The following is a 25,761-nucleotide window of genomic DNA, read 5'->3' on the forward strand; positions in this document are numbered from 1 at the left end:
CAGACTGACCCGCGTGTGCCCAGAAATTTCCCGGCGTGTGGTGGTGACCGGCGCGGGTGGACAGCTCGGCCGGGCAGTGCGCGCCCAGGCTCCTGATGCCGTGGCGCTGCGACGCGAGGATCTCGACATCACCGACGACGCGGCCGTGCGCGCGGTCCTCGAACCCGGTGACGTGGTGCTCAACTGCGCCGCCTACACCGCCGTCGACGCCGCCGAATCCGATGTCGCGGGCGCGTTCGCCCGCAACGAGACCGGCCCGGCGGTGCTGGCCGCGGCCTGTACCGCGGTGCGCGCCACCCTGATTCACGTCTCCACCGACTACGTCTTCGACGGGACCGGGACCAGCCCGTACGAGCCCAGCGACGCGACCGGGCCGACCACCGTCTACGGCCGCTCCAAACTGGCCGGTGAACAGGCGGTGCTGCGCTGCGCGCCCGACGCGCACGTCGTGCGCACGGCCTGGGTGTACACCGGTGATCAGCGCGATTTCGTCGCGACCATGCGTCGGCTGGAACGCGAACGCGACACCGTGTCGGTGGTGAACGACCAGATCGGTTCCCCCACCTTCGCCCCGGATCTGGCCGCGGGTCTGCTCGAGCTGGCGCGATCGATCGACTCCGGTGCGGACGGTATCGCGCCGATCCTGCACGCCACCAACGCCGGACAGGCCAGCTGGTTCGACCTGGCCCGCGCGGTGTTCGCGGGAGTGGGCGCGGATCCGGAACGGGTGCGTCCGTGCAGCAGCGCGGAATATCCGAGTTCCACACCGCGCCCGGCATATTCGGTGTTGTCGAACCGTGCCTGGACCGCGTCCGGACTGACTCCGCTGCGCGATTGGCGGTCCGCACTCGACGACGCGCTGACCCGTCTCGACCAGTAGGCTGCACCGGTGAACTCTTCGGATGCAGTAGAACGGCAAGACGGTGAAACGACCGCCACACCCCGACTGGTCGTCGTCACCGTGACCTATTCGCCGGGCGAGCATCTAGAGCACTTCATCAGCACGCTGACCACCGCGACCGGCGAGAAACCGCAGGTCATCCTGGCCGACAACGGTTCCGACGACGGCACTCCCGAACTCGCGGCCGAGGCCAACGAGCATGTGCGGCTGCTGCGCACCGGCGGCAACATCGGCTACGGCGGCGCGATCAACCGCGCGGTGGCGGAGATCGACCCGGACATCGAGTTCATCGTCATCTCGAACCCGGACATCCGCTGGGGCACCGATGCGATCGACATCCTGCTCGAGGCCGCGCAGCGCTGGCCGCGCGCCGGGGCGATCGGTCCGATGGTGCGCGAACCCGACGGCAGCGTGTACCCGTCGGCGCGGTCGGTGCCCGGCATCCTGGACGGCGCCGGACACGCCTTGCTCGGCAGCGTCTGGCCGGGTAACCCCTGGACACAGCGTTATCGGCAGGACAACGAGGCCGTCGCCGAACGCACCGTCGGCTGGCTCTCGGGCTCGTGTCTGCTGGTGCGCCGCGCCGCGTTCGACAGCATCGAGGGCTTCGACTCCCGGTACTTCATGTACATGGAGGACGTCGACTTCGGCGATCGGATGGGCCGCGCGGGCTGGCACAACGTCTTCGTGCCCGCGGCCGAGGTCACCCACGCCAAGGGGCACGCGGCCGGACGTCATCCGGAAACGATGTTGCCCGCCCATCACGCCTCGGCCTACCGTTTCCAGGCCGATCGGCATCCGCACTGGTGGCAGGCGCCGTTGCGGGTGGCGCTCAAGGCCGGACTTGCGATTCGCTGCCGGCTTGCGGTTCGATCTGCGCTGCGTGAGCGTGACGCCCAGAGCTGACGCGACGACTACCAGCCACGCCCGCGTGGACCGAACCTGACAAGGGGAGATTGATGGCGGACAACACTGACGGCCGCAGCACCGGGTCCGAGCCCGGTACCGTGGCCGACGCGGTGATCCTGGTGGGAGGTCAGGGCACCCGGCTGCGCCCGTTGACGCTCTCCGCGCCCAAACCGATGCTGCCCGTCGCGGGTCTGCCGTTCCTGCACCATCTGCTGGCCCGGATCGCCGACGCCGGCATCACGCACGTGGTGCTGGGCACCTCGTTCAAGGCCGAGGTGTTCGAGGAACACTTCGGCGACGGGTCCGAGCTGGGGCTGGATCTGGAGTACGTGACCGAGACCGAACCGCTGGGCACCGGCGGCGGCATCCGCAACGTGCTGCCCAAACTGCGCGCGGACACCGTGCTGGTGTTCAACGGTGACGTGCTCGGTGGCGCGGATCTGGGCGCGGTGCTCGATACGCACGTCGCGACCAACGCCGATGTGACGCTGCATCTGGTGCGGGTGAGCGATCCGCGCGCGTTCGGCTGTGTGCCGACCGACGATTCGGGCCGGGTGACCGCGTTCCTGGAGAAGACGCAGGATCCGCCGACCGATCAGATCAACGCCGGATGCTACGTGTTCCGCCGCGAGTACATCGAGAAGATCCCGACCGGGCGTCCGGTGTCGGTGGAGCGCGAGGTGTTCCCGTCGCTGCTGGCCGAGGGCGCGCACATCCAGGGCCACGTCGACGTCTCGTACTGGCGCGATATGGGCACCCCCGAGGATTTCGTGCGCGGTTCGGCGGATCTGGTGCGCGGTATCGCGCCCTCGCCCGCTCTGCCCGGACAACGCGGTGAGGCGCTGGTGCATCCCGGTGCCGGAGTCGCTCCCGGCGCGCTGCTGATCGGCGGCACGGTCGTCGGTCGCGGTGCGGAGGTCGGCGCGGGCGCGCGGCTGGACGGTGCGGTGCTGTTCGACGGCGCGCGCGTGGAAGCCGGTGCGACAGTGGAACGTTCGATCATCGGCTTCGGCGCCCGCATCGGCCCGCGTGCCCTGGTCCGCGACGCGGTGATCGGTGACGGCGCGAACGTCGGCGCCCGCTGCGAACTCCTGCGCGGCGCCCGCATCTGGCCCGGCGTCGACCTCCCCGACGGCGGCATCCGCTTCTCCACGGACGTCTAGGGGTCAGACATCCCTGGAGCTTGGATGTCAAGCGGCGATATCCCAGGGTAGGCGGCGATGCCTCGGGGCAGGTGGTGATGTCCCGTGGTCAGGCGTCCGACTCGACCATGGATTCGTGCACGGCGCAGACAGCGCACGGACGTCGGCCATCGCACCGTGACCGGCGTCGCGGCTGCGGACACCGGTTCGTCGTTCGCGGCGATTCCGACCGTGCGCCGATCGCGGCTGTTGCGGTGTGGCGACTCCGTCGCACGCCGATCGGTTCGAGTGACCATGTCGACCTCGACCATGGATTCGTGCACGGCGCAGACAGCGCACGGACGTCGGCTATCGCACCGTGACCGGCGTCGCGGTCGCGGATACCGGTTCGTCGTTCGCGGTGATTCCGACCGTGCGCCGATCGCGGCTGTTGCGGTGTGGTGACTCCGTCGCACGCCGATCGGCTCGAGTGACCATGTCGACGAGTCGGGCGGTGGTGTGCCCGGTCCGCTCGCACCTACCATGGTGATCATGGACGTCGCCGTTGTCGGATCCGGGCCGAATGGTCTTGCCGCGGCGGTGATCTGCGCCCGCGCGGGGCTCGATGTGCAGGTGTTCGAGGCGGCCGATACTCCGGGTGGCGGCTGCCGTACCGCCGAGACCACCCTGCCGGGTTTCCGACACGACGAGTGCGCGGGCGCGCATCCGATGGCGGTGGCATCTCCGTTCTTCCGCGCGTTCGACCTGCCCGCGCAGGGGGTCGAGCTGCTCACCCCCGAGATCTCCTACGCGCACCCGCTCGACGGTGGCGCGGCCGGGCTGGCCTGGCGCGATCTGGATCGCACGGTGGCCGGGCTGGGGCGCGACGGTGCGGCGTGGCGGAGGTTGTTCGGCCCGCTGGTGCGGAACTGGCGCGAACTCGTGGATCTGGCGATGTCCGACACTCGCCATCCGCCGCTGGACGTGTTCGCCGGTGTGCGGTTCGGCAGGCGGCTGCTGGAACAGTCGTCGCCGCTGTGGAATCTGCGTTTTCGCGAGGATGCCGCCGCCGCGCTGTTCACCGGGGTGTCCGCGCACGCGATCGTCCCGCCGCGCGCGTTCTCGGCCGCGGGCGTCGGACTGTTGCTCGGCACCCTCGCGCACGTGGACGGCTGGGCGATTCCGCGCGGCGGCAGCAGTGCCATCATCGAGGCGCTGGTTCGCGCACTCGAAGCGGCGGGCGGGCGCATCACGACCGGTCGTCGCGTCGACTCCCTCGACGAATTACGCGGTGCGCGAACAGTTCTGCTCGACACCGCGCCCGCGGAACTGCTGCGATTGGGCGGTGATCGCCTGCCCGCGCGGTACGCGGCGCAACTCTCCCGGGTGCGCTACGGCGGTGCGGCCTGCAAGGTGGATTTCGCCTTGTCGGGCCCGGTGCCGTGGCGGACACGCGACTGTGCGCTGGCCGGGACGCTACATCTGGTCGGTACCCGCGCCGAGGCGCTCGCCGTCGAACGTGACGTCGCCGCCGGACGTCATGCCGACAAGCCGTACGTCCTGGCCATCCAGCCCGGCGTCGTCGACAATTCCCGCGCACCGCAGGGCAAACACACGCTCTACACCTACGCCCACGTCCCCAACGGCTCCACCCGCGACGTCAGCGCCGAGGTGATCGCCCAGGTCGAACGTTTCGCTCCCGGCTTCCGCGACCTGATCCTGGACCGGCACGTCCGCACCGCCGCACAGATGCCCGCCTACAACGCGAACTACATCGGCGGTGACATCTCCGCCGGCGCAATGACGTTGCGCCAGACCCTCTTACGCCCCACCCCCCGCTGGAACCCGTACTCCACCCCCCTCCCCGGCGTCTATCTCTGCTCGGCCTCCACCCCACCCGGCCCCGGCGTCCACGGCATGTCCGGCCTGCACGCGGCCTCCCACGCCCTGCGCACCCGCTTCGACATCCACACCAACCCCCTCACCCTCGCCGCCGGAACCCCCGCGATCCGCAGCTGATCCCCACCGACCGACTCGGCCGCACCACGATCCGATCGCCTCGACGAATGCGAGAACCAGTCATAATCGCTGTTTCGTCCGCCCAGCAGCAGCGAGAACAAGCCCCCGCCTCCGGCGCGACGTCGATCACCGTGGACGGCACCTTGTAAGGGATGCCTTTCCGGTAATCTGATGCGCGCGGGGATTCGGCGCACCCACCTGTGCTGTGTGACAAGGGAATTCGAGCGATGAGGGAATTCGAGTCCGATGATCTGATGCGCGCGGGGATTCGGCGCACCCACCTGTGCTGTGCGACGAGGGAATTCGAGCGACAAGGGATTCGAGCAGCGGCCCTGTGGGTGCGGTCTGTCGTGGCCTATGCGGGCTGGGTGCGGTAGAGGTCGGGTTCGATGTACATGAGGCGGGCGATGGGGACCGCGGCGCGGACGCGTTCCTCGGCGGCGTCGATGGCGGTGGCGATGTCGCCGATCTCCAGGCCGGGCACGATGGCCACCTTGGCGGCGATCAGGAGTTCCTCGGGGCCGAGGTATTCGGTGCGCAGGTGGATGACGCGGTCGATGTGGGTGCCGTCGGTGAGATTCGCCTCGATCGCGCGGATCTGCTCGGGTGTCGCGCCCTCGCCGATCAGCAGGCTCTTCATCTCCACGATCAGCACGACCGCGATGAAGCCCAGCAGCACGCCGATGCCGAGGGTGCCGATACCGTCCCAGACCGGGTTGTCGGTGAGCATGGTCAGCACCACGGCCAGTAGTGCGATCAGCAGGCCGACCAGGGCCCCGGAGTCCTCCAGGATCACCACCGGCAGTTCCGGATTGCGGGAATTGCGGATGAACCGCCACCAGCCGACACCGTCGCGCAGCGCGGCGGACTCCTTCATGGCCGTCGCGAAACTGTAGCCCTCCAGCATGGCGGCGATGACCAGGATGACGACCGCGACGATCGGCGAGCTCAACTCCTCCGGATGCTGGATCTTGTGGATCCCCTCCCAGATCGCGTACATCGAGCCGAGGGTGAACAGCACCAGCGCCACGACGAACGAGTAGAAGTAGCGGTTGCGCCCGTAGCCGAACTGATGCAGCTCGTCGGCCTCCTGCTGGGCGCGTTTCTGGCCGAGCAGAAGCAGCCCCTGATTACCGGTGTCGGCCAGCGAGTGCACGGCCTCGGCCAGCATCGATCCGGATCCGGTGATCAGCGCACCGACGAACTTGGCGACTGCGATGCCCGCGTTCGCACTGAGTGCCGCGAAGATCGCCTTCTTACCGCCACTCGCAGACATACTTCTCGCCCTTGCCCTTTCGTCGCCCTGCTCGATCGATGTCCGATTTGCCCGCAACCCTAGCGGAACCCTCCGACATCCCGTCGGGGAGCACTACTCGCCACCCACGCAGGCACAGAACAGCTGGGCCGCCCCGTCGACCGCCTGGGCGCGGATATCGGTGTCCGCCGCGGAGATCCACGCCGCCCCGCCCTGCGGAATCAGCAGGCTGTCGCCCCCTTGCAGCATCCGCACCGTCCCGGCCGTACACAGCATGATGCCGGGGCCGGTGCGGGGAATCGGCGTCGGGTCGGCTCCGTCCGCGAGCTCGAAGCGCCGCAACGCGAATTCCGGTGCGGGCGTGCGGTATCGGAACGAGTGCTCGTCGACCGGTTCGGGGGTCACGATGGGCAGCGCGAGCGGTTCGAAGTCCAGCACCCGCAGCAGTTCGGGCACGTCGACGTGTTTGGGGGTGAGCCCGCCGCGCAGCACGTTGTCGGAGTTGGCCATGATCTCCACGCCGACCCCGTTGAGGTAGGCGTGCAGATTCCCGGCCGCCAGGAACAGGCCCTGTCCGGGTTCGAGGGTGATCCGGTTGATCAGCAGCGCCGCCAGCACCCCGGCATCGCCCGGATACGCCTCGGCCAGTTCGAGCACCGTGCGCACCTCGGAGACGAACTCCTCGCAGCTCGCGGCCAGATAGCTCACACAGCCGTCGAGTACCTTGGGCAGCAGCGTGTCCAGGATGGCCTGCGGCAGCGTGATCCAGGTGGTGAACACCGTCCGCAGACCGGAGGAATCCGGTTGCGCGGCAAGCAGTTCGGTGTACTGCTTCAGCTCCGGGACGGCCAGCGCGGTGAGCAGCGCGACGGTGCGGTGCGGATCGCGGAATCCGGCCAACGCCTCGAATCGGTTGAGCGCCACCACCAATTCGGGTTTGTGGCTGTCGTCGCGGTAGTTGCGCATCGGCGAATCCAGCGGCACCCGTTGCAGATTCTCCCGTTCGAATCCGGCACGGGCCTGATCGGCGCTGGGATGCGCCTGCAACGAGAGCGGCTCCTCGGCCGCGAGAATCTTCAGCAGGAACGGCAGCCGTCCGCCGAATTCCGGTGCGACCGCGCCCAATTGACGTTGCGGATCCGCCGCGACGAGTTCGAGCAGCGATTCGGTGTGGCCGTCGATGCGCACCCGCGCCGGGTCGGCCGGATGCGCGCCGAACCACAGTTCGGCCTCGGGATGCGCCGACGGCACCGGACGTCCGCACAGCTGAGCCAGGACGGTGCGCGAACCCCAGGCATAGGAACGCAACGCACCAACGAGTTCGTGCACTAGAAATGGCCCCCGTCGTAGTGGGCAGAACGATCGGCCGGTGTCGCGGGACCACCGAGCAGACGCAGATAGGCCGCGGCCGTCTCGAACCGCAGCGCGAGCACCGCGAGCTGTTCGAGTTCGCTGGCCGGCCGCGAGGTTCCCGGACCCGGCGCACCGGGTTGCCCGGCGATCAGTTCGGTGTCCACGTTCGCCACCTCGGCATCGATCAGGCCGGACCCACCCGCGAAGATGCCCAGCCGACGATGCGCGGCGAGCTGATCGGCGTCGGCACTCAGCACGAACAGGCCCACCCGGCGTACCGGGGCTGGGCCGTCGAGCTCCTCGTCGTGGAACAGCGGATCGAAACCCGGTGCGGCCGCACCCGCGGTCGCGGAGAGCAGGCCGTGCGCCGCGGCCACCTGCGCCAGCTCGGCGGCCGCGCAGATCTGTCCGGCCGCGGACAGCAGCACCTCGGCGATGTGCCCGGCGACCTGGGCGGCGGCGGGGGCGTCCCCGGACAGCACGACACTGCGCTGCTGCATCCGCACAGCCAGCGTCTTGGCCGGATTGTGGAAGACCTCGTTGGTGGGTCCGTCGCGCAGGGCCTCGGCGTCCAGGGCGTCGGCCAGCACGTCCAGATCCGGTGTGAGCGGCTCGATATGGGCCGGATCGACCGCCTGCAGCACGGCGATGCCGATGGCCAGATAACGCAGCAGGCGATTGTGGTCCAGCACCGGCACCCGGGGCGGCAGCACCACCGCGCGTCCGGCGGCGGCGGTGCGCAGCGGACCCTCCTCGGGTGCGGCGACGACGACCTCCGCGCCGCGGTGCAGCGCCCGATCGATCGCGCCGATCACGCGCGGATCGCCCGCGTCGTCCCCGGCGACGAGCACCACGTCCAGCGGGCCGACCCACTGCGGGATCGCGGTGACCGCCACGATCGGCAGCGCGGCCCGATCACCCAGCGCGGCCACCAGGATCGCGGCCGCGCGCGCGGCACGCCCCGCCCCGGTGACGATGACCAGACTGCGCGGACGCATATCCCGCAGCCGGGTGAGCACGCCTTCGGCGACGGCCGCCGCGGTGGCGCGCACCTGCGCACCGCCGGACGCGGCCGACCGCAATGTCCCCCCGGTATCGGCGGCCTCCAGTGAGGCGACGTCATCGAGGTCGAGAACCGGTGTCCCTGCGATCATCGGACGTTGCCACCTCCCCTCATCGAGTCACCAGGCCGGGAGAACCTGTCCTGTGATTCCACTATTCCAGTCAGCCGCGCACGATGCTCAGGATCTCGGTTACGAGTGCGTCTACTTCCTCGGTCGATCGGGCCTCGACGTTCAGGCGCAGCAGCGGTTCGGTATTGGAGGCGCGGAGGTTGAACCACGCGTCCTCGGGCAGCTGCACGGTCACCCCGTCCAGCCGGTCCACCGCGACGGCCCGGTCCTGGAATGCCGCGAGCACCGCCATCGTCCGCTCCTTCGCGTCGGCCACCGTCGAATTGATCTCGCCCGAGGCCGCGTACGTCGCGTAGGACGAGCCCAGCTCCGACATCGGCCGGTCCCCGCCGCCGAGGGCGGCCAGCACGTGCAGGGCGGCGAGCATACCCGAATCCGCACCCCAGAAGTCGCGGAAGTAGTAGTGCGCGGAGTGCTCGCCACCGAAGATCGCACCGGTCGCGGCCATCTGCTGCTTGATGAACGAATGCCCGACGCGGGTGCGTACGGGGGTGCCGCCGAGTTCGGTGACCAGCTTCGGCACCGACTGCGAGGTGATCAGATTGTGGATGACGGTCGCGCCGGGCTCCTTGGCCAGTTCGCGCTCGGCCACCAGCGCGGTGATCGCCGACGGCGACACCGGTTCGCCCCGCTCGTCCACCACGAAGCAGCGGTCGGCGTCGCCGTCGAAGGCCAGGCCGATATCCGCACCCGAGTCGCGGACCAGCTGTTGCAGATCGACCAGATTCTTCGGATCCAGTGGATTGGCTTCGTGATTGGGGAACGAGCCGTCGAGTTCGAAGTACAGCGGAACGATGTTCAGCGCGTCGACCGCGCCCAGTACCGCGGGCACGGTGTAGCCACCCATGCCGTTGCCCGCGTCGACCGCGACCTTCAGCGGGCGGATACCGCCGAGATCGACCAGCCCGCGCAGGAATTCGGCGTACGCGTCGAGCAGCTGCCGTTCGCCGGCGGTGCCGGATGCGCCGTCGTGCGCCGGGACGCCCTCGATCAGTTCGTTCGCGATCGTCGCCAGGCCGGTGTCCTGCCCGACGGGCAGCGCGTTGGCGCGGCACAGCTTGATGCCGTTGTAGCGGGCGGGGTTGTGGCTGGCGGTGAACATCGCGCCGGGGCAGCCCAGATGTCCTGAGGCGAAATACAACTCGTCGGTGGAGGCCAGCCCGATCTGCACCACGTCCAGGCCCTGCGCGAGGACTCCGGCGGCGAAGGCGGCGGACAGGGTGGGGGAGGAGTCGCGCATATCGTGCCCGATGACGACCCGGGTCGCCGCTTCCCCCCGCATCAGACGAGCGAAGGCCGCGCCGACATCACGCACGAATTCTTCATCGATCTGCTCCCCGACAACACCCCGCACGTCGTAAGCCTTGACAACTGCTTGAACCGAATCGGCAGACCGGACGACTGGCCCACCCGTCGCCCGACCACCGCCCCTGATCGAATCGCTTCGCGATGCTGACATACGCAACACCCTAGTAGGGCCCACCGCGGGGAACATATTCCGTCCCGGAACGCCCTACTCAGTTCGGCGGGTCGGGCAGCACCCGGAGGTGCCCGCGACGACCGGTGCGCGCCGGACGGGCCGGGCGCTGCGGTGCGGGCTGGTAGTCGGCGGAGTAGCCGCGCTGTTCGGGTTCGCTCGGGCGGCGGCGCATCCCGGCCTCGCGCACGGCCTCGGCCAACGCGGTCAGATCGTCGTCGTCGGGACTGGTCGTGGAGAAGCCGCCCTCGTGCCGCATCATGTCCCAGCCCTTGGGGGCGGTGATCCGGGAGGCGTGGGTCTCGCACAGATCCCAGGAGTGCGGTTCGGCGACGGTGGCCAGCGGGCCGACGACGGCCGTGGAGTCCGAGTAGACGTAGGTCAGCGTCGCGACGGCCGGATTCTTACAGCCTGGTCGGCAGCAACGACGCATGGGGATCACGCAAAGGAGAGTAACCCTCCCGGGGCCCGCGCGCCGCTAGACACGCGCGAATGCGCCGTACCAGTTTGTCGCGTTCACCTCCCCGCCCTCGGTGCCGGGCGGGGTGACTAATCTCGTGGTTATGACGCGTTCACGGAAGCGGCGGCCGCCGACGGCACGGTCGGTGATCCGTCGCGGGCGGGGGGTGCGCGGCCCGATGCTGCCGCCGACGGTGCCTGCCTGGCGCACTCGCGGGCAGCAGTTCGACCGGCTCGTGCTGGAAGCGTTCGCGCCGTTGGACAGTCGCTGGCACGATCGCCTCACCAAATTGGATATCGCGGTCGACGATGTGCCGAAAATCCGTGCGCTGCACCCGGATTCGGTGACCTGGCCGGACGAGGTGGTGGCCGACGGCGCGGTGCCGCTGTCCCGGCTGATTCCGGCCGGAGTGGATTCGCGCGGTGAGCCGACCCGCGCCCGCGTGGTGATCTTCCGCAAGCCCCTGGAATTGCGGGCCAACGACCCCGATGACCTGGTGGATCTCCTGCGGGAGGTCCTGGTCCAGCAGATCGCGACCTATCTCGGCGTGGAACCCGACGTCATCGACCCGGAGAACTGAACTTGTGGTGCTGAACTCGCCGCGTCACCACGCGGCGAGTGAAACGCAACAACTGATTTCGTACGTACATGGGTAACTCACCGGGAACGCCCAGAACTGAAGACGCTCCCAACCGCCGGCCCGAAGCTCGAATTTTCGGCACCCACGACACGCTGAAGTCGCGGAGAGGCGGGGGAGTCCTCGACCCCCGTTTAACCGATGCCGCGCTTGAGGCGACGGCGTTCGCGTTCGGACAGGCCGCCCCAGATGCCGAAACGCTCATCGTGTGCGAGCGCGTATTCCAGGCATTCGTCCCGGACCTCGCAGCCCAGGCAGATCCGCTTCGCCTCGCGCGTCGAGCCGCCCTTCTCGGGGAAGAACGCCTCCGGATCGGTCTGGGCGCACAACGCCCGTTCCTGCCACTGTTCCTCGATGGTGTCGAACATCGCATCGAAGTCGGTGACGATGAGGCTCAGCTGCGGTGGTTCCGGCTTGCGTTGCGCCCGCGGCCACTGTCCGCCCTGCGGCGTGTAGCCGTCGAGCTGTGCCGGTGCGTCGGAATCGAATTCGGTCACCGTGCTTCCCCCCTCTCCTTCGTCGATCCAGCGGTCGGTGCAGACGCCTGGAACTGCGCCTGCCGTGGAATCGGTTTGCGATACACCACCCGGAATGCCCGACGGGGCCAGCTCCTCGGCCATCGCTCCGCCTCCTCACTGTGTGTTAGCGCAGAAAGATTTATCCGTCGGACCCGATCTGCAAACCGACGGCCCAACTCCGCGATGTTGTCCCGCGGACATCCCCGAGCTCGTCATCCCTGTTCGAACATTCGTTCGAAATGTGGTCTGCGCCTTGCACTCTCGCGCATGCCCGGAATGACATGCCTGTGATTAGACACGCCGGACGGCGCGATGGTCAAGCTGCCGACACAATTCCGTTACTATCCGCGACCGGGTTCGAGGCGCTTCGGTGACCGTCGAGTAGCAAATGACCAGCTATTACGCTACTCGACGACCTGTCGGAGACAACGCATAGGCTGTGCGGATGTGACTGGAGAACAAGCGGATATCGCGCCCGCTGCCGAGCAAGCCGGTCCCCGAACCAGTGTTGCCGTTCTGGTCGGCGGAGTCGGCGGTGCGCGGTTCCTACAAGGCGTGCGAGAACTACTGCCCGATGCCGATATCTCGGCGATCGTGAACGTCGGCGACGACGTCTGGATGCACGGTCTGCGCATCTGCCCGGACCTGGACACCTGCATGTATACGCTCGGTGGCGGTATCGATACCGAACGTGGCTGGGGCCGGGTCGGGGAAACCTGGCATGCCAAGGAGGAGTTGGCGAAATATCACGCGCAACCCGATTGGTTCGGACTGGGCGATCGCGATATTGCGACCCATCTGGTTCGCAGTGAAATGTTGCGTGCCGGATACCCGCTCTCGGCGGTGACCGAGGCGCTGTGCAACCGATGGCAACCCGGTGTGAAACTTCTTCCCGCGAGCGACGACCGATGTGAAACCCATGTCGTCATCAGTGAGCCGGAGAACGCTGGCGAACGTCGCGCGATTCATTTCCAGGAGTGGTGGGTACGCTATCGCGCGAACGTCGACACCCATGGATTCGTCACAATCGGGGCGGATCAAGCCACTCCTGCCCCGGGTGTGACCGATATCATAGAGCGGGCCGACGCGGTGTTGCTGGCGCCGTCGAACCCCGTGGTGAGCATCGGCGCCATCCTCGCGGTTCCCGGTATTCGCGGTGCGCTGCGCACCACGTCGGCCAAGGTGGTCGGCCTGTCGCCGGTGATCGACGGAAAGCCGTTGCGCGGCATGGCGGACGAATGCCTCGCGGTGCTGGGTGTGGAGACCACGGCCGAGGCCATCGGCAGGCACTTCGGGGCGCGCTCGGACACCGGCATCCTGGACGGCTGGCTGGTGCACTCCACCGATACCGCCGAGGTGCCCGGGGTCGAGGTGCGCAGTGTGCCGCTGCTGATGACCGATCCGGCCGCGACCGCCGAAATGGCCCGCGAGGCACTGGATATCGCTGGGGTGAAGCCGTGAGCGACGTATCGACACAGCGCGGGCCGGTGTTCTCCGAGACCGGTGATCACGCGCCCGGCGGCGAGCTGCGGATCATCCCCGTGCCCGGACTGCCGGAGTTCCGTCCCGGCGACGATCTCGCCGAACACCTTGCCGCACAGGCTCCCTGGCTCGCCGACGGCGATGTGCTGGTGGTGACCAGCAAGATCGTCGCGAAGGTGGAGGGCCGGATCGTCGCCGCCCCAGCCGATCCCGAGGAACGCGACGCGGTCCGCCGGGAGCTGGTGCGTTCGGAGGCGGTGCGGGTGCTGGCGCAGAAGGGCCGCACGCTGATCACCGAGAACAAGCTCGGCATCGTGCAGGCCGCGTCCGGTGTGGACGGTTCGAATGTCGAACAGGGCGAATTGGTGCTGCTGCCCAGCGATCCCGATGCCAGCGCGGCGGCGTTGCGCGGTGCGCTGGCGCAGCGGCTGGGCGTGGACGTCGCGGTGGTCGTCACCGACACGATGGGCCGGGCCTGGCGCAACGGCCAGACCGACGCGGCGATCGGCGCGGCCGGGCTGCGGGTGCTGCACGACTACGCGGGTTCGGTCGACGGGCAGGGCAACGAACTCCAGGTCACCCAGGTCGCGGTCGCCGACGAACTGGCCGCCGCGGCCGATCTGGCCAAGGGCAAACTTGGCGGCGTCCCGGTCGCGGTGGTGCGCGGGCTCACGCCCCACGACGACGGTTCGCGCGCCGCGGATCTGTTGCGTGGCGGCGAGGACGATCTGTTCTGGCTCGGCACCGCCGAGGCGATCGAGCGCGGACGGCGCGAGGCGCTGCTGCTGCGTCGTTCGGTGCGCCGATTCGCCGACACCCCGGTCGATCCCGAGTTGATCCGGTCCGCGGTCGCGGTGGCGTTGACCGCGCCCGCGCCGCACCACACCCGGCCGGTGCGGTTCGTCTGGGTGCGTGATCGCGCGTTGCGGGCGCGGCTGCTCGGGACAATGGCCGACGCGTGGCGCGCGGATCTCACCGGCGACGGCCGCAGTGCCGAGAGTGTGGAGCGGCGGGTCGCGCGCGGGCAGCTCCTGTTCGACGCGCCCGAGGTGATCATCCCGTTCTGCCTGCCCGACGGTGCGCACGACTATCCGGACGAACGTCGCCGGGCCGCCGAATCCACCATGTTCACCGTGGCCGTCGGCGCGGCGGTGCAGGGGCTGCTGGTCGCGCTGGCCACCGAGGGTGTCGGCAGCTGCTGGATCGGCTCGACCATCTTCGCCCCGGAGACCACCCGCGAGGTGCTCGGGTTGAGTACCGAGTGGAATCCGTTGGGAGCGATCGCGATCGGCTATCCGGACGAGGAACTCGCCCCGCGTGAACCGCGCGATCCGGGCCTCGGTCTGATCGAGCTGTAAGACAGGTGGATCCGACGACGACCGGCGGCCGGACGACAGTGGGAGTGAACGCGCCCGTCAGAGCGGATGGCCGTCGGCATCGTCCCGTTCGGAGGTATATCCCGGGGCGGGACGAATCTCGGTACGAGAAAGGTTGTGATGAGCGCAGGTTCGCTGCACGATTCGGCTACGGAGTTGCTCGAAAATTGGCCTGCGGCAACGGGTTCGGAGCAGTCGCTGCGACAGGCCATGCTCGCGTTCCTGGGCTCGGCTCCGCGCGGGTGTCTGCGTGAGCATGCCGCCGGGCACATCACCGCCTCGGCGATGGTCTTCTCGCACGACGAGCGCGAGGTGCTGCTGACGCTGCATCCGCGCGTGGGCCTGTGGATCCAGCTCGGCGGCCACTGTGAGGAATCCGACGACACCGTGGCGGGCGCGGCGCTGCGCGAGGCGACGGAGGAATCGGGCATCCCGGATCTGGTGCTCGAACCCGGTCTCTACGGTGCGCAGGCCCACCCCATCACCTGCTCGCTCGGGCGGCCCACCCGGCACCTGGATCTGCTGTTCAAGATCCGGGCCCCGAAAGGCGCTGTCCCGGTGCGCAGTTCGGAATCCACCGATCTGCGCTGGTGGCCGGTGAACGCCCTGCCGCCCGAATCGGATCTGCTGCTGCCCTGATCGTGCAGCGGCGCGGAACCTGTTCCCCGGCAACGCAGATGGAAGCGCCGACGCACTCCCCAGGGTGAGAGGGGTGCGTCGGCGCGCTGATCCCGGTCGGGGATCCGGTCGCTCAGGCCGGGATCAGGTCCTTCTTCTCCGGGATCTCCGGGGGATTCTCGGGCGACGTCGCGGCGGGCGCGGTCCCGTGGTCGTCGGTGAGCGCCGATTCGTCGAAGGGCAACTCGCGGTTCAGCACCGCGCGGACGCGCTCCGGATCGATGGTGCGGGTCCAGGTGGCGACCAGCACCGTGGCGACGGCGTTACCGGAGAAGTTGGTGATCGCCCGGGCCTCGGACATGAACCGGTCGATACCCACGATCAGCCCGACCCCGTTGATCAGATCCGGGCGATGGCTCTGCAAGCCGCCGGCCAGCGTGGCCAGCCCCGCACCGGTCACCCCCGCCGCGCCCTTGGACGCGATGATCATGAACGCCAGCAGGCCGACCTGCGCGCCCAGCGACATCGGCTTACCCATCGCGTCGGCGATGAACAGCGAGGACATGGTCAGATAGATCGCCGTGCCGTCCAGGTTGAACGAATATCCGGTCGGCACCACGATGCCCACCGTGGACCGCTCGACGCCCAGATGTTCCATCTTCGCGATCAGCCGCGGCAGCGCGGACTCCGAGGACGAGGTCGAGAAGATCAGCAGGTACTCCCGCGCCAGGTAGCGCACCAGCCGGAAGATCGACACCCCCGCGACCAGTCGCATCGTCACGCCCAGCACGCCGAACACGAAGATCAGGCAGGTCAGATAGAACGCGAGCATCAGGGCCGCAAGCTGTTTCACCGCACCGATCCCGGTGTCGGCGACCACGTTGGCGATCGCGCCGAACGCGCCGATCGGCGCCAGCCACAGGATCATCGACAGGATCCGGAACACCAGCTTCTGGATCAGCGACACCCCGCGCAGGATCGGCTCACCCGAACTGCCCAGCGCCTGGATCGCGAAGCCGACCAGCAGCGCCACGAACAGGGTTTGCAGCACGCTGCCCGCGGTGAGCGAGGACAGCAGCGAGGTCGGGATGATGCTCTCCAGGAAATGCCAGGTGCCCCCGGCGCCCTCGGCCTGATGCGCGTATTTCGCGGCCGCGGCGGCATGTTCGTGGATGTTCAGCCCGGTGCCGGGATGCAGCAGGTTGCCGACTCCGAGCCCGATCGCCAGGGCCACCGTCGAGGTCACCAGGAAGTAGGCGATCGACATGCCGCCGATCCGGCCGACCCGCGCGGCCGCCCGCACCGAGCCGATGCCCAGCACGATCGTGCAGAAGATGACCGGCGAGATCATCATCTTGATCAGGTTGACGAACATGGTGCCCAACTCACCCACCGATTTGCCGAATCCCGGCGCCAGCCAGCCGGTCAGGATTCCGGCGACCACGGCCACGATGACGGCCAGGTAGAGCCAGTGGGTTCGGTCGCGACGGTGCGACCCGGTCGGGTTGTTCATGGCGATCATTGCCTCCGGTCCGGCGTGGGCAGCACCCACGCGTTGGTGGCCCAATCCTGGCGGCTGTGGTGACGCCGGTCACCATTGCGTACATTTCGTTCACGGATGCGGTTCACAGGAGGTGTCGTGCGGGCGAAGGACCGGGCCGGGTGGTGGCGTGGCCGGGGGCTGACCCTGGCCGGTCAGGTCTTCGTCGTCCAACTGCTGGTACTGGTCGTGGTGATCGCGGTCGGTTCGGCGCTGGCGGTGTGGGAGGTGCGGCGTCAGCAGGACGACGCGACCCGGCAGCGGGTGATCGGTATCGCCGTCTCGATCGCGCAGTCGCCCGCCACGGTGGACGCGGTGCACACCCCGGATCCGGAGGTGCTGCTGCAACCGATGACCGAACGCGTCCGGCGGCGCACCGGGGTGGATTTCATCGTCGTGATGGCCCCGGACCGCACCCGGTACACCCACACCGATGTATCCCTGATCGGAAAACCGTTCAGCGGCAACATAGCTCGCGCGTTGAACGGCGAGACGTTCACCGAGACCTACACCGGATCGCTGGGCCCGTCCATCCGCTCGGTGACGCCGGTCGAGGAGAACGGCCGCGTCATCGCCCTGGTCTCGGCGGGGGTGACCCGGTCCCGCATCGGCGATCAGGTCACCGCGCAGTTGCCGCTGATCCTGGCCGCGGCGGGCGCGGGTCTGCTGCTGGCGGTGCTGGGCGCGCTGGCGCTGCGTCGTCGATTGCTGCGTCAGACCCACGGTCTGGCTCCGGCCGAACTGCGTACCCTGTACGAGCATCACGACGCCGTCCTGCATTCGATCCACGAGGGCCTGGTGGTGTTCGATCGGGACGCGCAGGAGGCGGCGGTGGTGAACGACGAGGCCCGGCGGCTGCTCGAACTGCCGCCCGGACCGGTGCGTCGCGAGGATCTGCCGGTATCGCTGCGGCGCGCGGACACCGTCGAGGTGCGCGACGAGATGCATGTGACCGCCGAACGGGTGCTGCTGGTGAATCAGGACGTGGTGACCTGGTCCGGCCGTCAGATGGGGACCGTGCTGACCATCCGCGATCACACCGAATTACGCGGCATCATGGGCGAATTGGATTCCGCGCGCGGCATGGCCGAGTCGCTGCGCGCGCAGGCGCACGAGGCCGCCAACCGGTTGCACGCGGTGATCACGATGGTGGAGTTGGGGCACGTCGGGGAGGCCGTGGAATTCGCGACGACCGAGTTGCGGCTGTCCCAGGCCCTCATCGATCGGCTGACCGAGGCGGTGCACGAACCCGCGTTGGCCGCGTTGTTGCTGGGCAAGGTGGATCAGGCGATCGAACGCGGCGTGGAACTCACCGTCGCGCAGGACACCGCGCTTGATTCCAGTGCGCCGCTGAGTGCGCAGGAGATGATCACCCTGGTCGGCAACCTCGTCGACAACGCCCTGGACGCGGTCTCCCACGACGCCGACGCCTGGGTCGAAGTCACCGTGCGCGCCGCGGAGTCCGAACTGTACGTGCGGGTCGCCGACAGTGGTCCGGGCATGTCGCAGGCGGTGTTCGCGGACGCGATGGCGCGCGGCTATTCCACCAAGTCCGATCACCACGGGCTCGGGCTGGCGCTGGTATGGCGGCTGGTGGCCCGGCACGACGGTGAACTGCGCGCCGAGCGAACGCCGGAATCGGCTGTCGTGGTACGGATTCCGCGATGATCCGGGTGTTGATCGTCGAGGACGATCCGCTGATCGCGCGGGCGCACCGCTCCTATGTGCAGCGGGTGTCCGGTTTCGAGACCGCCGGTGTCGTGCACACCGGCGGGGACGCGATTCGCGCGGTGGCGCACGCGATCTCGGCGGGCGAGCCGATCGAGTTGGTGCTGCTGGACATCGGTCTGCCCGATATCGGCGGGCTCGAGGTGGCCGCCGCGCTGGCCGAGGTGGATCCGCGCCCGGACGTCATCGCCATCAGTTCGGCCCGCGATCTGGCGATGGTGCGGGCCGCGGTGGCGCACGGGGTGGCGCTGTATCTGCTCAAACCGTTTCCGTTCGCGGCCTTCCGGGACAAGCTGGAGCGCTATCTGGAATTCCGGGCCGCGCTGCCCGCGCAGGAATCGGCGCTGACCCAGCACGATATCGATCGGGCGTTCGGCGCGCTGCGCACCACGGATCCCAAGGCATCCGCGCCGAAGGGGATGTCCCCGCAGACGCTCGAACAGATCTCCGGGGCGTTGCGGGCCGCGCCCGACGGGCTCTCGGCGTCCGATGCTGGGCGGTCGGTCGGGGTCTCCCGCGTTACCGCCTGGCGTTACCTCGAGCAACTCGCGACGGCGGGTGCGGTGCGGCGGCGGACCGATTACGGCCGTGCGGGGCGTCCGCAGGTTCGCTACGTCTGGCGGCGGTGAGTGATCGCGATGCAATCGAATCTTGTTGTGCCATCGGAAGATCGGTTCGACCACCCTGGTCGGCGTGGTTACGTCGGCAACTGCCGGGCCGACGTGCGGAGTGCGCGTCGGGTGCGGCCGGATGTTCGCCTGCCGTATGCGGTGATGGCCGGGGCATGACGAAAGAATGGCCGGGCAGGGGTCCGATCCGTTCAATGTATGTAACGGTCACCACTCATCCGCCCTGAGACGTTGTGTAACACGCGTAATGTCTGTACCTATCTACTGGCAGTCGTTCCAGTGAGTCTTTTAGCGGGGCAAACGTGCAATCGGTCGGCAATCGCTCGGGTAGGCCCGACCCCAAGCGATACCTGTGGGTGCTTGGGCTCATCGCGCCCAGTTGTGCCCTGCTGCCCTCACAGTTGGTGTTGCACACCGGATTACGGGTGTTCTGGTGGATCGGGCCGATCATCGTGCTGCTCGCGATTCCGGTGCTGGACTGGGTCGTCGGCGAGGACGGCAGTAATCCGCGCGATGAGGATTACGAGGCGTTGTCCAAGGATCGCTACTACCGCTGGTGCACCTACCTGTTCCTGCCGATCCAGCTGTTCGGGCTGGGTATCGCGGCGTATCTGTGGGCTCGCGACGAGCTGAGCATCGTCGACAAACTGGGGCTGGCAACGACATTGGGGCTGGTCAGCGGTATCGGCATCAATGCCGCGCACGAACTCGGGCATCGGGTCGAACATGCCGAGCGGTGGCTGGCGAAGATCGCGCTCGCGCAGTCGGGGTACGGCCACTTCTACGTCGAGCACAACAAGGGCCACCACGCCCGGGTGGCGACCCCGGAGGATCCCGCCAGCGCCCGGCTGGGCGAGTCGCTGTGGGAATTCCTGCCGCGCAGCGTGCTGGGCGGCTTCCGCTCGGCCGTGCGGATCGAGCGGGAACGCTTGCGGCGCAAGGACTTACGTTGGTGGCACGTGCAGAACAACGTGCTGCAGGCGTGGGCCATGACGGTGGTGCTGTTCGGCGGTCTGCTGCTGGCCTTCGGGCCGATGATCCTGCCGTATCTGTTGCTACAGGCGGTGATCGGGGCCGGGCTGCTGGAGACGGTCAACTACGTCGAGCACTACGGTCTGCTGCGCGCCAGGCGGCCCAACGGATCGTGGGCGCGCTGCTCGCCCGCCGACAGCTGGAACAGCGACCGGCTGGTCACCAACATCTTCCTGTTCCATCTGCAACGGCACAGCGATCACCACGCGAATCCGGGACGCCGGTACCAGACGCTGCGCAGTTCGCAGGAGGCCCCGCAGTTGCCCGCTGGCTACGCCGGGATGCTCCTGCTGGCCGCGGTGCCGCCGCTGTGGCGGCGCGTGATGGATCCGAAGGTGTTGGCGCACTACGGCGGTGACGTCGCGCGGGCCAATATCGCCCCGCGCAAACGCCGCCGGATCCTGGCCGCGCAAGAGGGCCGCCCGGCCGCCGCCTGAGCGCTGTTCGTACGCTCGATCCGCAGGTGAACGACCATGCGTACCGTGTACGCAGGATTCGTACTAGTCTCTTCTGCGTATACGCCGACCAGGAGAGGCAGATGACGACCGCAGTGAGCAGCATGATGACTGCCGACAGCCGCAACGGGATCGATTACAAGGTCGCGGACCTGTCGCAGGCCGAGTTCGGCCGCAAGGAGATTCGACTCGCCGAGCACGAGATGCCCGGCCTGATGGCACTGCGTCGCGAATACGCGGAGGTGCAGCCGCTGAAGGGGGCGCGCATCTCCGGGTCGCTGCACATGACCGTGCAGACCGCGGTGCTGATCGAGACGCTGGTATCGCTCGGCGCGCAGGTGCGCTGGGCCTCGTGCAACATCTTCTCCACCCAGGATCACGCGGCCGCGGCCGTGGTCGTCGGCCCGCACGGCACCGAGGACGAGCCGCAGGGTGTGCCGGTGTTCGCGTGGAAGGGCGAGAGCCTCGAGGAGTACTGGTGGGCCGCGGAGCAGATGCTCACCTGGCCCGGTGAGCCCGCGAACATGATCCTCGACGACGGTGGCGACGCCACCATGCTCGTGCTGCGCGGCGCGCAGTTCGAGAAGGCGGGCGTGGTGCCCCCCGCCGACGAGGAGCATTCGGCCGAGTTCACCGTGTTCCTGAACCTGCTGCGCGAGCGGTTCGAGACGGAGAAGAGCAAGTGGGGCGTGATCGCCGACTCGGTCAAGGGCGTCACCGAGGAGACCACCACCGGCGTGCTGCGGCTGTACCAGTTCGCCGCCGCGGGTGAGCTGGTGTTCCCGGCGATCAACGTGAACGACTCGGTCACCAAGTCCAAGTTCGACAACAAGTACGGCACCCGCCACTCGCTGATCGACGGCATCAACCGCGGCACCGACGTGCTGATCGGCGGCAAGAAGGTGCTGATCTGCGGTTACGGCGACGTCGGCAAGGGCTGCGCGGAGTCGATGGCCGGTCAGGGCGCGCGCGTCCAGGTCACCGAGATCGACCCGATCAACGCGTTGCAGGCGCTGATGGACGGCTTCGACGTGGTCACCGTGGACGAGGCGATCGGCAACGCCGACATCGTCATCACCTCCACGGGTAACAAGGACATCATCCTGCTCGACCACATGAAGGCGATGAAGGACCAGGCCATCCTGGGCAACATCGGCCACTTCGACAACGAGATCGATATGGCCGGCCTGGAGCGTTCGGGCGCGACCCGCCTGAACATCAAGCCGCAGGTCGACCAGTGGACGTTCGGCGACTCGGGCAAGTCCATCATCGTGCTGTCCGAGGGCCGCCTGCTGAACCTGGGCAACGCCACCGGCCACCCATCGTTCGTGATGTCCAACAGCTTCTCCAACCAGGTCATCGCGCAGATCGAGCTGTGGACCAAGCCGGAGCAGTACGACAACGAGGTCTACCGGCTGCCCAAGCACCTGGACGAGAAGGTCGCCCGCATCCACGTCGAGGCCCTGGGCGGCCAGCTCACCAAGCTGACCAAGGACCAGGCCGAATACATCGGCGTGGACGTCGAGGGCCCCTACAAGCCCGAGCACTACCGGTATTGAGAACGGAACGTCCCGCCGGATCTCGGGATCCGGCGGGATTGGGCATGTATCGCCCGCACCAGAAGTATGACCGTGCCGAGGCGGTCACCGTGATCGGCGGGCCGATCGAGGTCAAGCTCAACTGGGATCGTCTGGACGAACCGACTCGCTGAGGCAGTTGACCGGGGTGGGATTTCTGTCGGGGGTGGGCGGTAATCTGCTGCGCATGGGAGTACTGGTGGCGGTGGAGGGCCTGGACGGGGCCGGCAAGCGCACGCTCATCGATACGGTGGTCGGCGGGCTGACCGGGCGCGGGGTTCGGGTGGGGACCATGGCTTTTCCGCGATACGGGAAATCGGTGCACGCGGATCTGGCGGCGGAGGCGTTGCGGGGGCGGCACGGGGATGTGGCCGGATCGGTGAACGCGATGGCGTTGCTGTTCGCGCTGGATCGGGCCCAGGCGCGCGAGGACCTGTCGAAGCTGTTGGCGGACAACGACATCGTGTTGCTGGATCGGTATGTCGCCTCGAACGTCGCGTACAGCGCAGCGCGGACCGGACAATCCCTGGACGGCGAGATCGCCTCCTGGATCGAGGAATTGGAGTTCGGGCGCTTCGAATTGCCTGTCCCGGACGAACATGTGCTGCTGGCGGTGCCGGTCGAACTCGCCGCCGAACGTGCCCGTCGCCGCGGCGAACTCGACAGTGCGCGAGCGCTGGACGCCTACGAGCGCGACAGCGGGTTACAGGAACGCACCGGCGAGGTCTATCGTGTGATGGCCGAATCACACTGGCACGGCCCGTGGTGCCGCCATGCACCGCAGGACGATCCGGCGATACTGGCCGCGCGTCTGTCGAAAATTATTGCCCGATAGGGTTGGATGTGCGTCGGATACGTTCCAGTGTTGGCGTGGTTGCCCGTTCCGAGCCGGAGAGATGACACCATAGTAGTTATGAAGCCGAAGATTCTGGTCGTCGACGACGATATGGCGCTCGCGGAGATGCTCACGATCGTCTTGCGCGGCGAGGGTTTCGACCCTCACACCGTCGGCGACGGCACACAGGCGCTGACCGCGGTCCGGGAGCTACGCCCGGATCTGGTGCTGCTGGATCTGATGCTGCCGGGCATGAACGGCATCGACGTATGCCGTGTGCTGCGAGCGGATTCCGGTGTACCGATCGTCATGCTCACGGCGAAGACCGACACGGTCGACGTCGTGCTCGGGCTGGAGTCCGGCGCGGACGACTACATCGTCAAGCCCTTCAAGCCCAAGGAGCTCGTGGCCCGGGTGCGCGCGCGGTTGCGCCGCACCGAGGAGGAGCCCGCGGAGCTGCTGTCCATCGCCGACATCGTCATCGACGTCCCGGCGCACAAGGTCACCCGGGCCGGTCAGCAGATCTCGCTGACCCCGCTCGAATTCGACCTGCTGGTGGCGTTGGCGCGCAAGCCGCGTCAGGTGTTCACCCGTGAGGTCCTGCTGGAGCAGGTCTGGGGTTACCGGCACGCCGCCGACACCCGCCTGGTGAACGTGCACGTGCAGCGGTTGCGGGCCAAGGTCGAGAAGGATCCCGAGAATCCCGAGATCGTACTGACCGTCCGCGGGGTGGGCTACAAGGCCGGACCGCCGTGATCGATCGCTCCAGAAACCGCGTCGAGCGGTTGCTGGCAGCGATGGTGGCGTGGTTCAAGACCGTCGGAGAGTCGCTGGGCCATGTCTGGCGACGTTCGCTCCAATTGCGTGTCGTCGTGTCCACGCTCACCCTGTCGCTGATCGTGATCACCATTCTCGGTGTGGTGCTGACCAGTCAGATCACCGACCGGCTCCTCGACGGCAAGATCGCCGCGGCCGTCGAGGAGATGGCGCGTGCCCGCGCGACGGTGGACAGCCAGATCTCCGGGGCGCGCGACTCGAATACCCAGGCGACCAGGTTGCAGTCGGCGCGCAGTGCGCTGTCGATCGGCAACAGCGGGCCATCCGGCAGCGAGGCGGGCAGTTTCGACTCCGCGCTGGTGATGGTCGGGGAGAACATGCAGGAGATCTCCGCGGGCCCGGTCCAGGAGGTACCCAACGAACTGCGCCGCTTCGTGCGGCAGGGGCAGGTCAGCTATCAGTTCGCGACGGTGTCGGATCTGGACGGCTATCACGGCCGGGTGCTGGTCATCGGCAGTCCCAGCACCGCGGTGCCGACGCTCGAGGTGTATCTGATCTTCCAGCTCACCAACGAGGACCGCAGTCTGTCGCTGATGCGCGGCACGATGTTCATCGGCGGCGGTGTGCTGCTGGTGTTGCTCGCCGCGATCGCGATGCTGGTGACCAGGCAGGTGGTACTGCCGATCCGGTCGGCCGCGCGGATCGCGGGCCGGTTCGCCGACGGGCGGCTCAAGGAGCGGATGCTGGTCCGGGGCGAGGACGATATGGCCAAACTGGCGATCTCGTTCAACGCGATGGCCGAGAGCCTGTCGAACCAGATCACCCAGTTGGAGGAGTTCGGCAATCTACAGCGGCGGTTCACTTCGGACGTCAGCCACGAGCTGCGCACCCCGCTGACGACCGTGCGCATGGCGGCCGACCTGATCCACGGCTCGAGTGACGAGCTGGATCCGGCCCTGGCCCGCAGTGCCGAACTGCTGGTCACCGAGCTGGACCGGTTCGAGGGTCTGCTCAACGACCTGCTCGAGATCAGCCGCCACGACGCCGGTGTGGCCGAATTGCAGGTCGAATCGCTGGACGTGCGGATGTGCGCGCGGGCGGCCATCTCCACGGTGCGGCATCTGGCCAAGGAATCCGGCGTCGAGGTGGTCGTGGATCTGCCCGAGGAACCGCTGGTCGCCGAGGTCGACCCGCGACGCGTCGAGCGCGTGCTGCGGAACCTGCTGGCCAACGCGATCGATCACAGCGAGGGCAAACCGGTGCTGCTGCGCATGCGTGGGGACGCCGAGGTCAATTCCGTCGCGATCGTGGTGCGCGATCAGGGTGTCGGGCTGCGGCCGGGCGAGGAGAAGTTGGTGTTCAATCGGTTCTGGCGCTCGGATCCCTCGCGGATGCGTCGTTCCGGCGGTACCGGTCTGGGCCTGTCGATCAGCGTCGAGGACGCCAATCTGCACGAGGGCAAGCTCGAGGCGTGGGGCGAGCTGGGCGCGGGCGCGAGCTTCCGGCTGACGTTGCCGCTGGTCCGGGGCCGCAAGATGGGCGTCAGCCCGCTGCCGCTGGAACCGCCCAAGCGACGCACCGCGCAGCTGGAACTCACCGAACGCGCGGAATCGGCGTTCGGCGAGGAGGTGGATGGCTCGGATCTGGGAGATGTGATCACGGTGCCGTCCGACGCCATTCGGTCCGAAGCCGTGCTGACCGAGCCGAATTCGGAGTTGCTACCGAATGTGTCCGACCCCGAACCTGATTCGGTGTCGGAGGCGTCGTCGGCCGATACCGAAGCGGACTCGAGTTCGAAGGTTTCGAGCTCGCCTGACACGGAGTCGGATTCGAGTTCGGACGAGTCGAATTCGCCTGGTGCGGAATCGG

The 25,761-nt window shown here is 68.1% G+C and carries 21 protein-coding genes and 1 pseudogene; 15 read left to right on the top strand and 7 right to left on the bottom strand.

What is annotated here, in order from left to right:
* The first annotated feature begins 13 nt into the window (after positions 1-13).
* The 4 genes from rfbD (at position 14) to NRB20_RS15130 (ending at position 4,950) form a co-directional block, all read left to right on the top strand.
* Entirely contained in the window at positions 14-880 is an 867-nt protein-coding gene (rfbD, locus tag NRB20_RS15115) for a dTDP-4-dehydrorhamnose reductase (protein WP_319944937.1), read from the top strand.
* A gap of 9 nt (positions 881-889) precedes the next feature.
* Positions 890-1,807 carry a glycosyltransferase family 2 protein gene (locus tag NRB20_RS15120; RefSeq protein ID WP_319944938.1) on the top strand — a complete coding sequence of 306 codons (918 nt, stop codon included), beginning with the start codon at positions 890-892 and terminating at the stop codon, positions 1,805-1,807.
* Positions 1,808-1,860: 53 nt separating this feature from the next.
* A complete protein-coding gene (locus tag NRB20_RS15125) occupies positions 1,861-2,973 on the top strand; it encodes a mannose-1-phosphate guanylyltransferase (protein WP_153410694.1) in 1,113 nt (370 codons plus the stop codon).
* A 510-nt stretch (positions 2,974-3,483) separates the two neighbouring features.
* Complete coding sequence (locus tag NRB20_RS15130; RefSeq protein WP_227833498.1) at positions 3,484-4,950, top strand: phytoene desaturase family protein; 1,467 nt, start codon at positions 3,484-3,486, stop codon at positions 4,948-4,950.
* A gap of 355 nt (positions 4,951-5,305) precedes the next feature.
* Here the strand turns inward: NRB20_RS15130 and NRB20_RS15135 are convergent, their stop codons facing one another.
* From NRB20_RS15135 to NRB20_RS15155, 5 genes are all read right to left on the bottom strand, one after another.
* Positions 5,306-6,226, bottom strand: coding sequence for a cation diffusion facilitator family transporter (locus NRB20_RS15135; RefSeq protein WP_153410696.1), 921 nt, complete (start codon positions 6,224-6,226; stop codon positions 5,306-5,308).
* Between the two features lie 93 nt (positions 6,227-6,319).
* Positions 6,320-7,534: a mannose-6-phosphate isomerase, class I gene (gene manA, locus NRB20_RS15140; RefSeq protein WP_319944939.1), complete on the bottom strand. Its 1,215-nt coding sequence runs from the start codon at positions 7,532-7,534 to the stop codon at positions 6,320-6,322.
* Entirely contained in the window at positions 7,534-8,712 is a 1,179-nt protein-coding gene (locus NRB20_RS15145; RefSeq protein ID WP_153410697.1) for a tobH protein, read from the bottom strand. Before NRB20_RS15145 ends, manA begins: the two co-directional genes overlap by 1 nt.
* Before the next feature lie 70 nt (positions 8,713-8,782).
* Entirely contained in the window at positions 8,783-10,210 is a 1,428-nt protein-coding gene (locus NRB20_RS15150) for a phosphomannomutase/phosphoglucomutase (RefSeq protein WP_153410698.1), read from the bottom strand.
* 58 nt (positions 10,211-10,268) lie between these two features.
* Positions 10,269-10,661 (bottom strand): DUF3499 domain-containing protein, encoded by a 393-nt coding sequence (locus tag NRB20_RS15155; protein ID WP_153410845.1) that lies wholly within the window; start codon positions 10,659-10,661, stop codon positions 10,269-10,271.
* Positions 10,662-10,791: 130 nt separating this feature from the next.
* On the opposite strand from NRB20_RS15155, the gene NRB20_RS15160 reads away from it, so the two are divergent.
* A complete protein-coding gene (locus NRB20_RS15160) occupies positions 10,792-11,268 on the top strand; it encodes a metallopeptidase family protein (protein WP_194289855.1) in 477 nt (158 codons plus the stop codon).
* Between the two features lie 191 nt (positions 11,269-11,459).
* On the opposite strand, the gene NRB20_RS15165 is transcribed toward NRB20_RS15160, so the two are convergent.
* Entirely contained in the window at positions 11,460-11,693 is a 234-nt protein-coding gene (locus tag NRB20_RS15165) for a WhiB family transcriptional regulator (RefSeq protein WP_153410847.1), read from the bottom strand.
* Positions 11,694-12,290: 597 nt separating this feature from the next.
* Here NRB20_RS15165 and cofD point away from each other — a divergent pair.
* The 3 genes from cofD (at position 12,291) to NRB20_RS15180 (ending at position 15,340) form a co-directional block, all read left to right on the top strand.
* On the top strand, positions 12,291-13,304 hold the full coding sequence (gene cofD / locus NRB20_RS15170) for a 2-phospho-L-lactate transferase (RefSeq protein WP_319944940.1): 1,014 nt from the start codon (positions 12,291-12,293) through the stop codon (positions 13,302-13,304).
* 26 nt (positions 13,305-13,330) lie between these two features.
* Positions 13,331-14,683 carry a coenzyme F420-0:L-glutamate ligase gene (locus NRB20_RS15175; protein ID WP_319944965.1) on the top strand — a complete coding sequence of 451 codons (1,353 nt, stop codon included), beginning with the start codon at positions 13,331-13,333 and terminating at the stop codon, positions 14,681-14,683.
* Positions 14,684-14,821: 138 nt separating this feature from the next.
* Positions 14,822-15,340, top strand: a complete 519-nt coding sequence (locus NRB20_RS15180) for an NUDIX hydrolase (protein WP_153410699.1) — start codon at positions 14,822-14,824, stop codon at positions 15,338-15,340.
* A gap of 112 nt (positions 15,341-15,452) precedes the next feature.
* Here the strand turns inward: NRB20_RS15180 and NRB20_RS15185 are convergent, their stop codons facing one another.
* Entirely contained in the window at positions 15,453-16,832 is a 1,380-nt protein-coding gene (locus NRB20_RS15185; protein ID WP_153410700.1) for a cation:dicarboxylate symporter family transporter, read from the bottom strand.
* Positions 16,833-17,000: 168 nt separating this feature from the next.
* On the opposite strand from NRB20_RS15185, the gene NRB20_RS15190 reads away from it, so the two are divergent.
* The 7 genes and pseudogenes from NRB20_RS15190 to mtrB all read left to right on the top strand — a co-directional run.
* On the top strand, positions 17,001-18,527 hold the full coding sequence (locus tag NRB20_RS15190; RefSeq protein ID WP_153410850.1) for a sensor histidine kinase: 1,527 nt from the start codon (positions 17,001-17,003) through the stop codon (positions 18,525-18,527).
* Positions 18,524-19,216: a response regulator gene (locus tag NRB20_RS15195; protein WP_153410701.1), complete on the top strand. Its 693-nt coding sequence runs from the start codon at positions 18,524-18,526 to the stop codon at positions 19,214-19,216. Before NRB20_RS15190 ends, NRB20_RS15195 begins: the two co-directional genes overlap by 4 nt.
* A 356-nt stretch (positions 19,217-19,572) precedes the next feature.
* Complete coding sequence (locus NRB20_RS15200; RefSeq protein WP_319944941.1) at positions 19,573-20,685, top strand: alkane 1-monooxygenase; 1,113 nt, start codon at positions 19,573-19,575, stop codon at positions 20,683-20,685.
* Positions 20,686-20,786: 101 nt separating this feature from the next.
* Positions 20,787-22,262, top strand: coding sequence for an adenosylhomocysteinase (gene ahcY / locus NRB20_RS15205; protein ID WP_153410703.1), 1,476 nt, complete (start codon positions 20,787-20,789; stop codon positions 22,260-22,262).
* A 205-nt stretch (positions 22,263-22,467) separates the two neighbouring features.
* Entirely contained in the window at positions 22,468-23,115 is a 648-nt protein-coding gene (locus NRB20_RS15210) for a dTMP kinase (RefSeq protein WP_153410704.1), read from the top strand.
* 78 nt (positions 23,116-23,193) lie between these two features.
* The gene (gene mtrA / locus NRB20_RS15215; protein WP_067675951.1) at positions 23,194-23,871 is read left to right on the top strand and encodes an MtrAB system response regulator MtrA; all 678 of its coding nucleotides are present in this window, start codon (positions 23,194-23,196) and stop codon (positions 23,869-23,871) included.
* Positions 23,872-23,912: 41 nt separating this feature from the next.
* Positions 23,913-25,478: pseudogene (gene mtrB, locus NRB20_RS15220) on the top strand (MtrAB system histidine kinase MtrB); the annotation flags it as partial.
* Positions 25,479-25,761 lie beyond the last annotated feature (283 nt).

The organism is Nocardia macrotermitis, from assembly GCF_009604405.1.
GTDB classification, from domain to species: Bacteria; Actinomycetota; Actinomycetes; order Mycobacteriales; family Mycobacteriaceae; genus Nocardia; species Nocardia macrotermitis.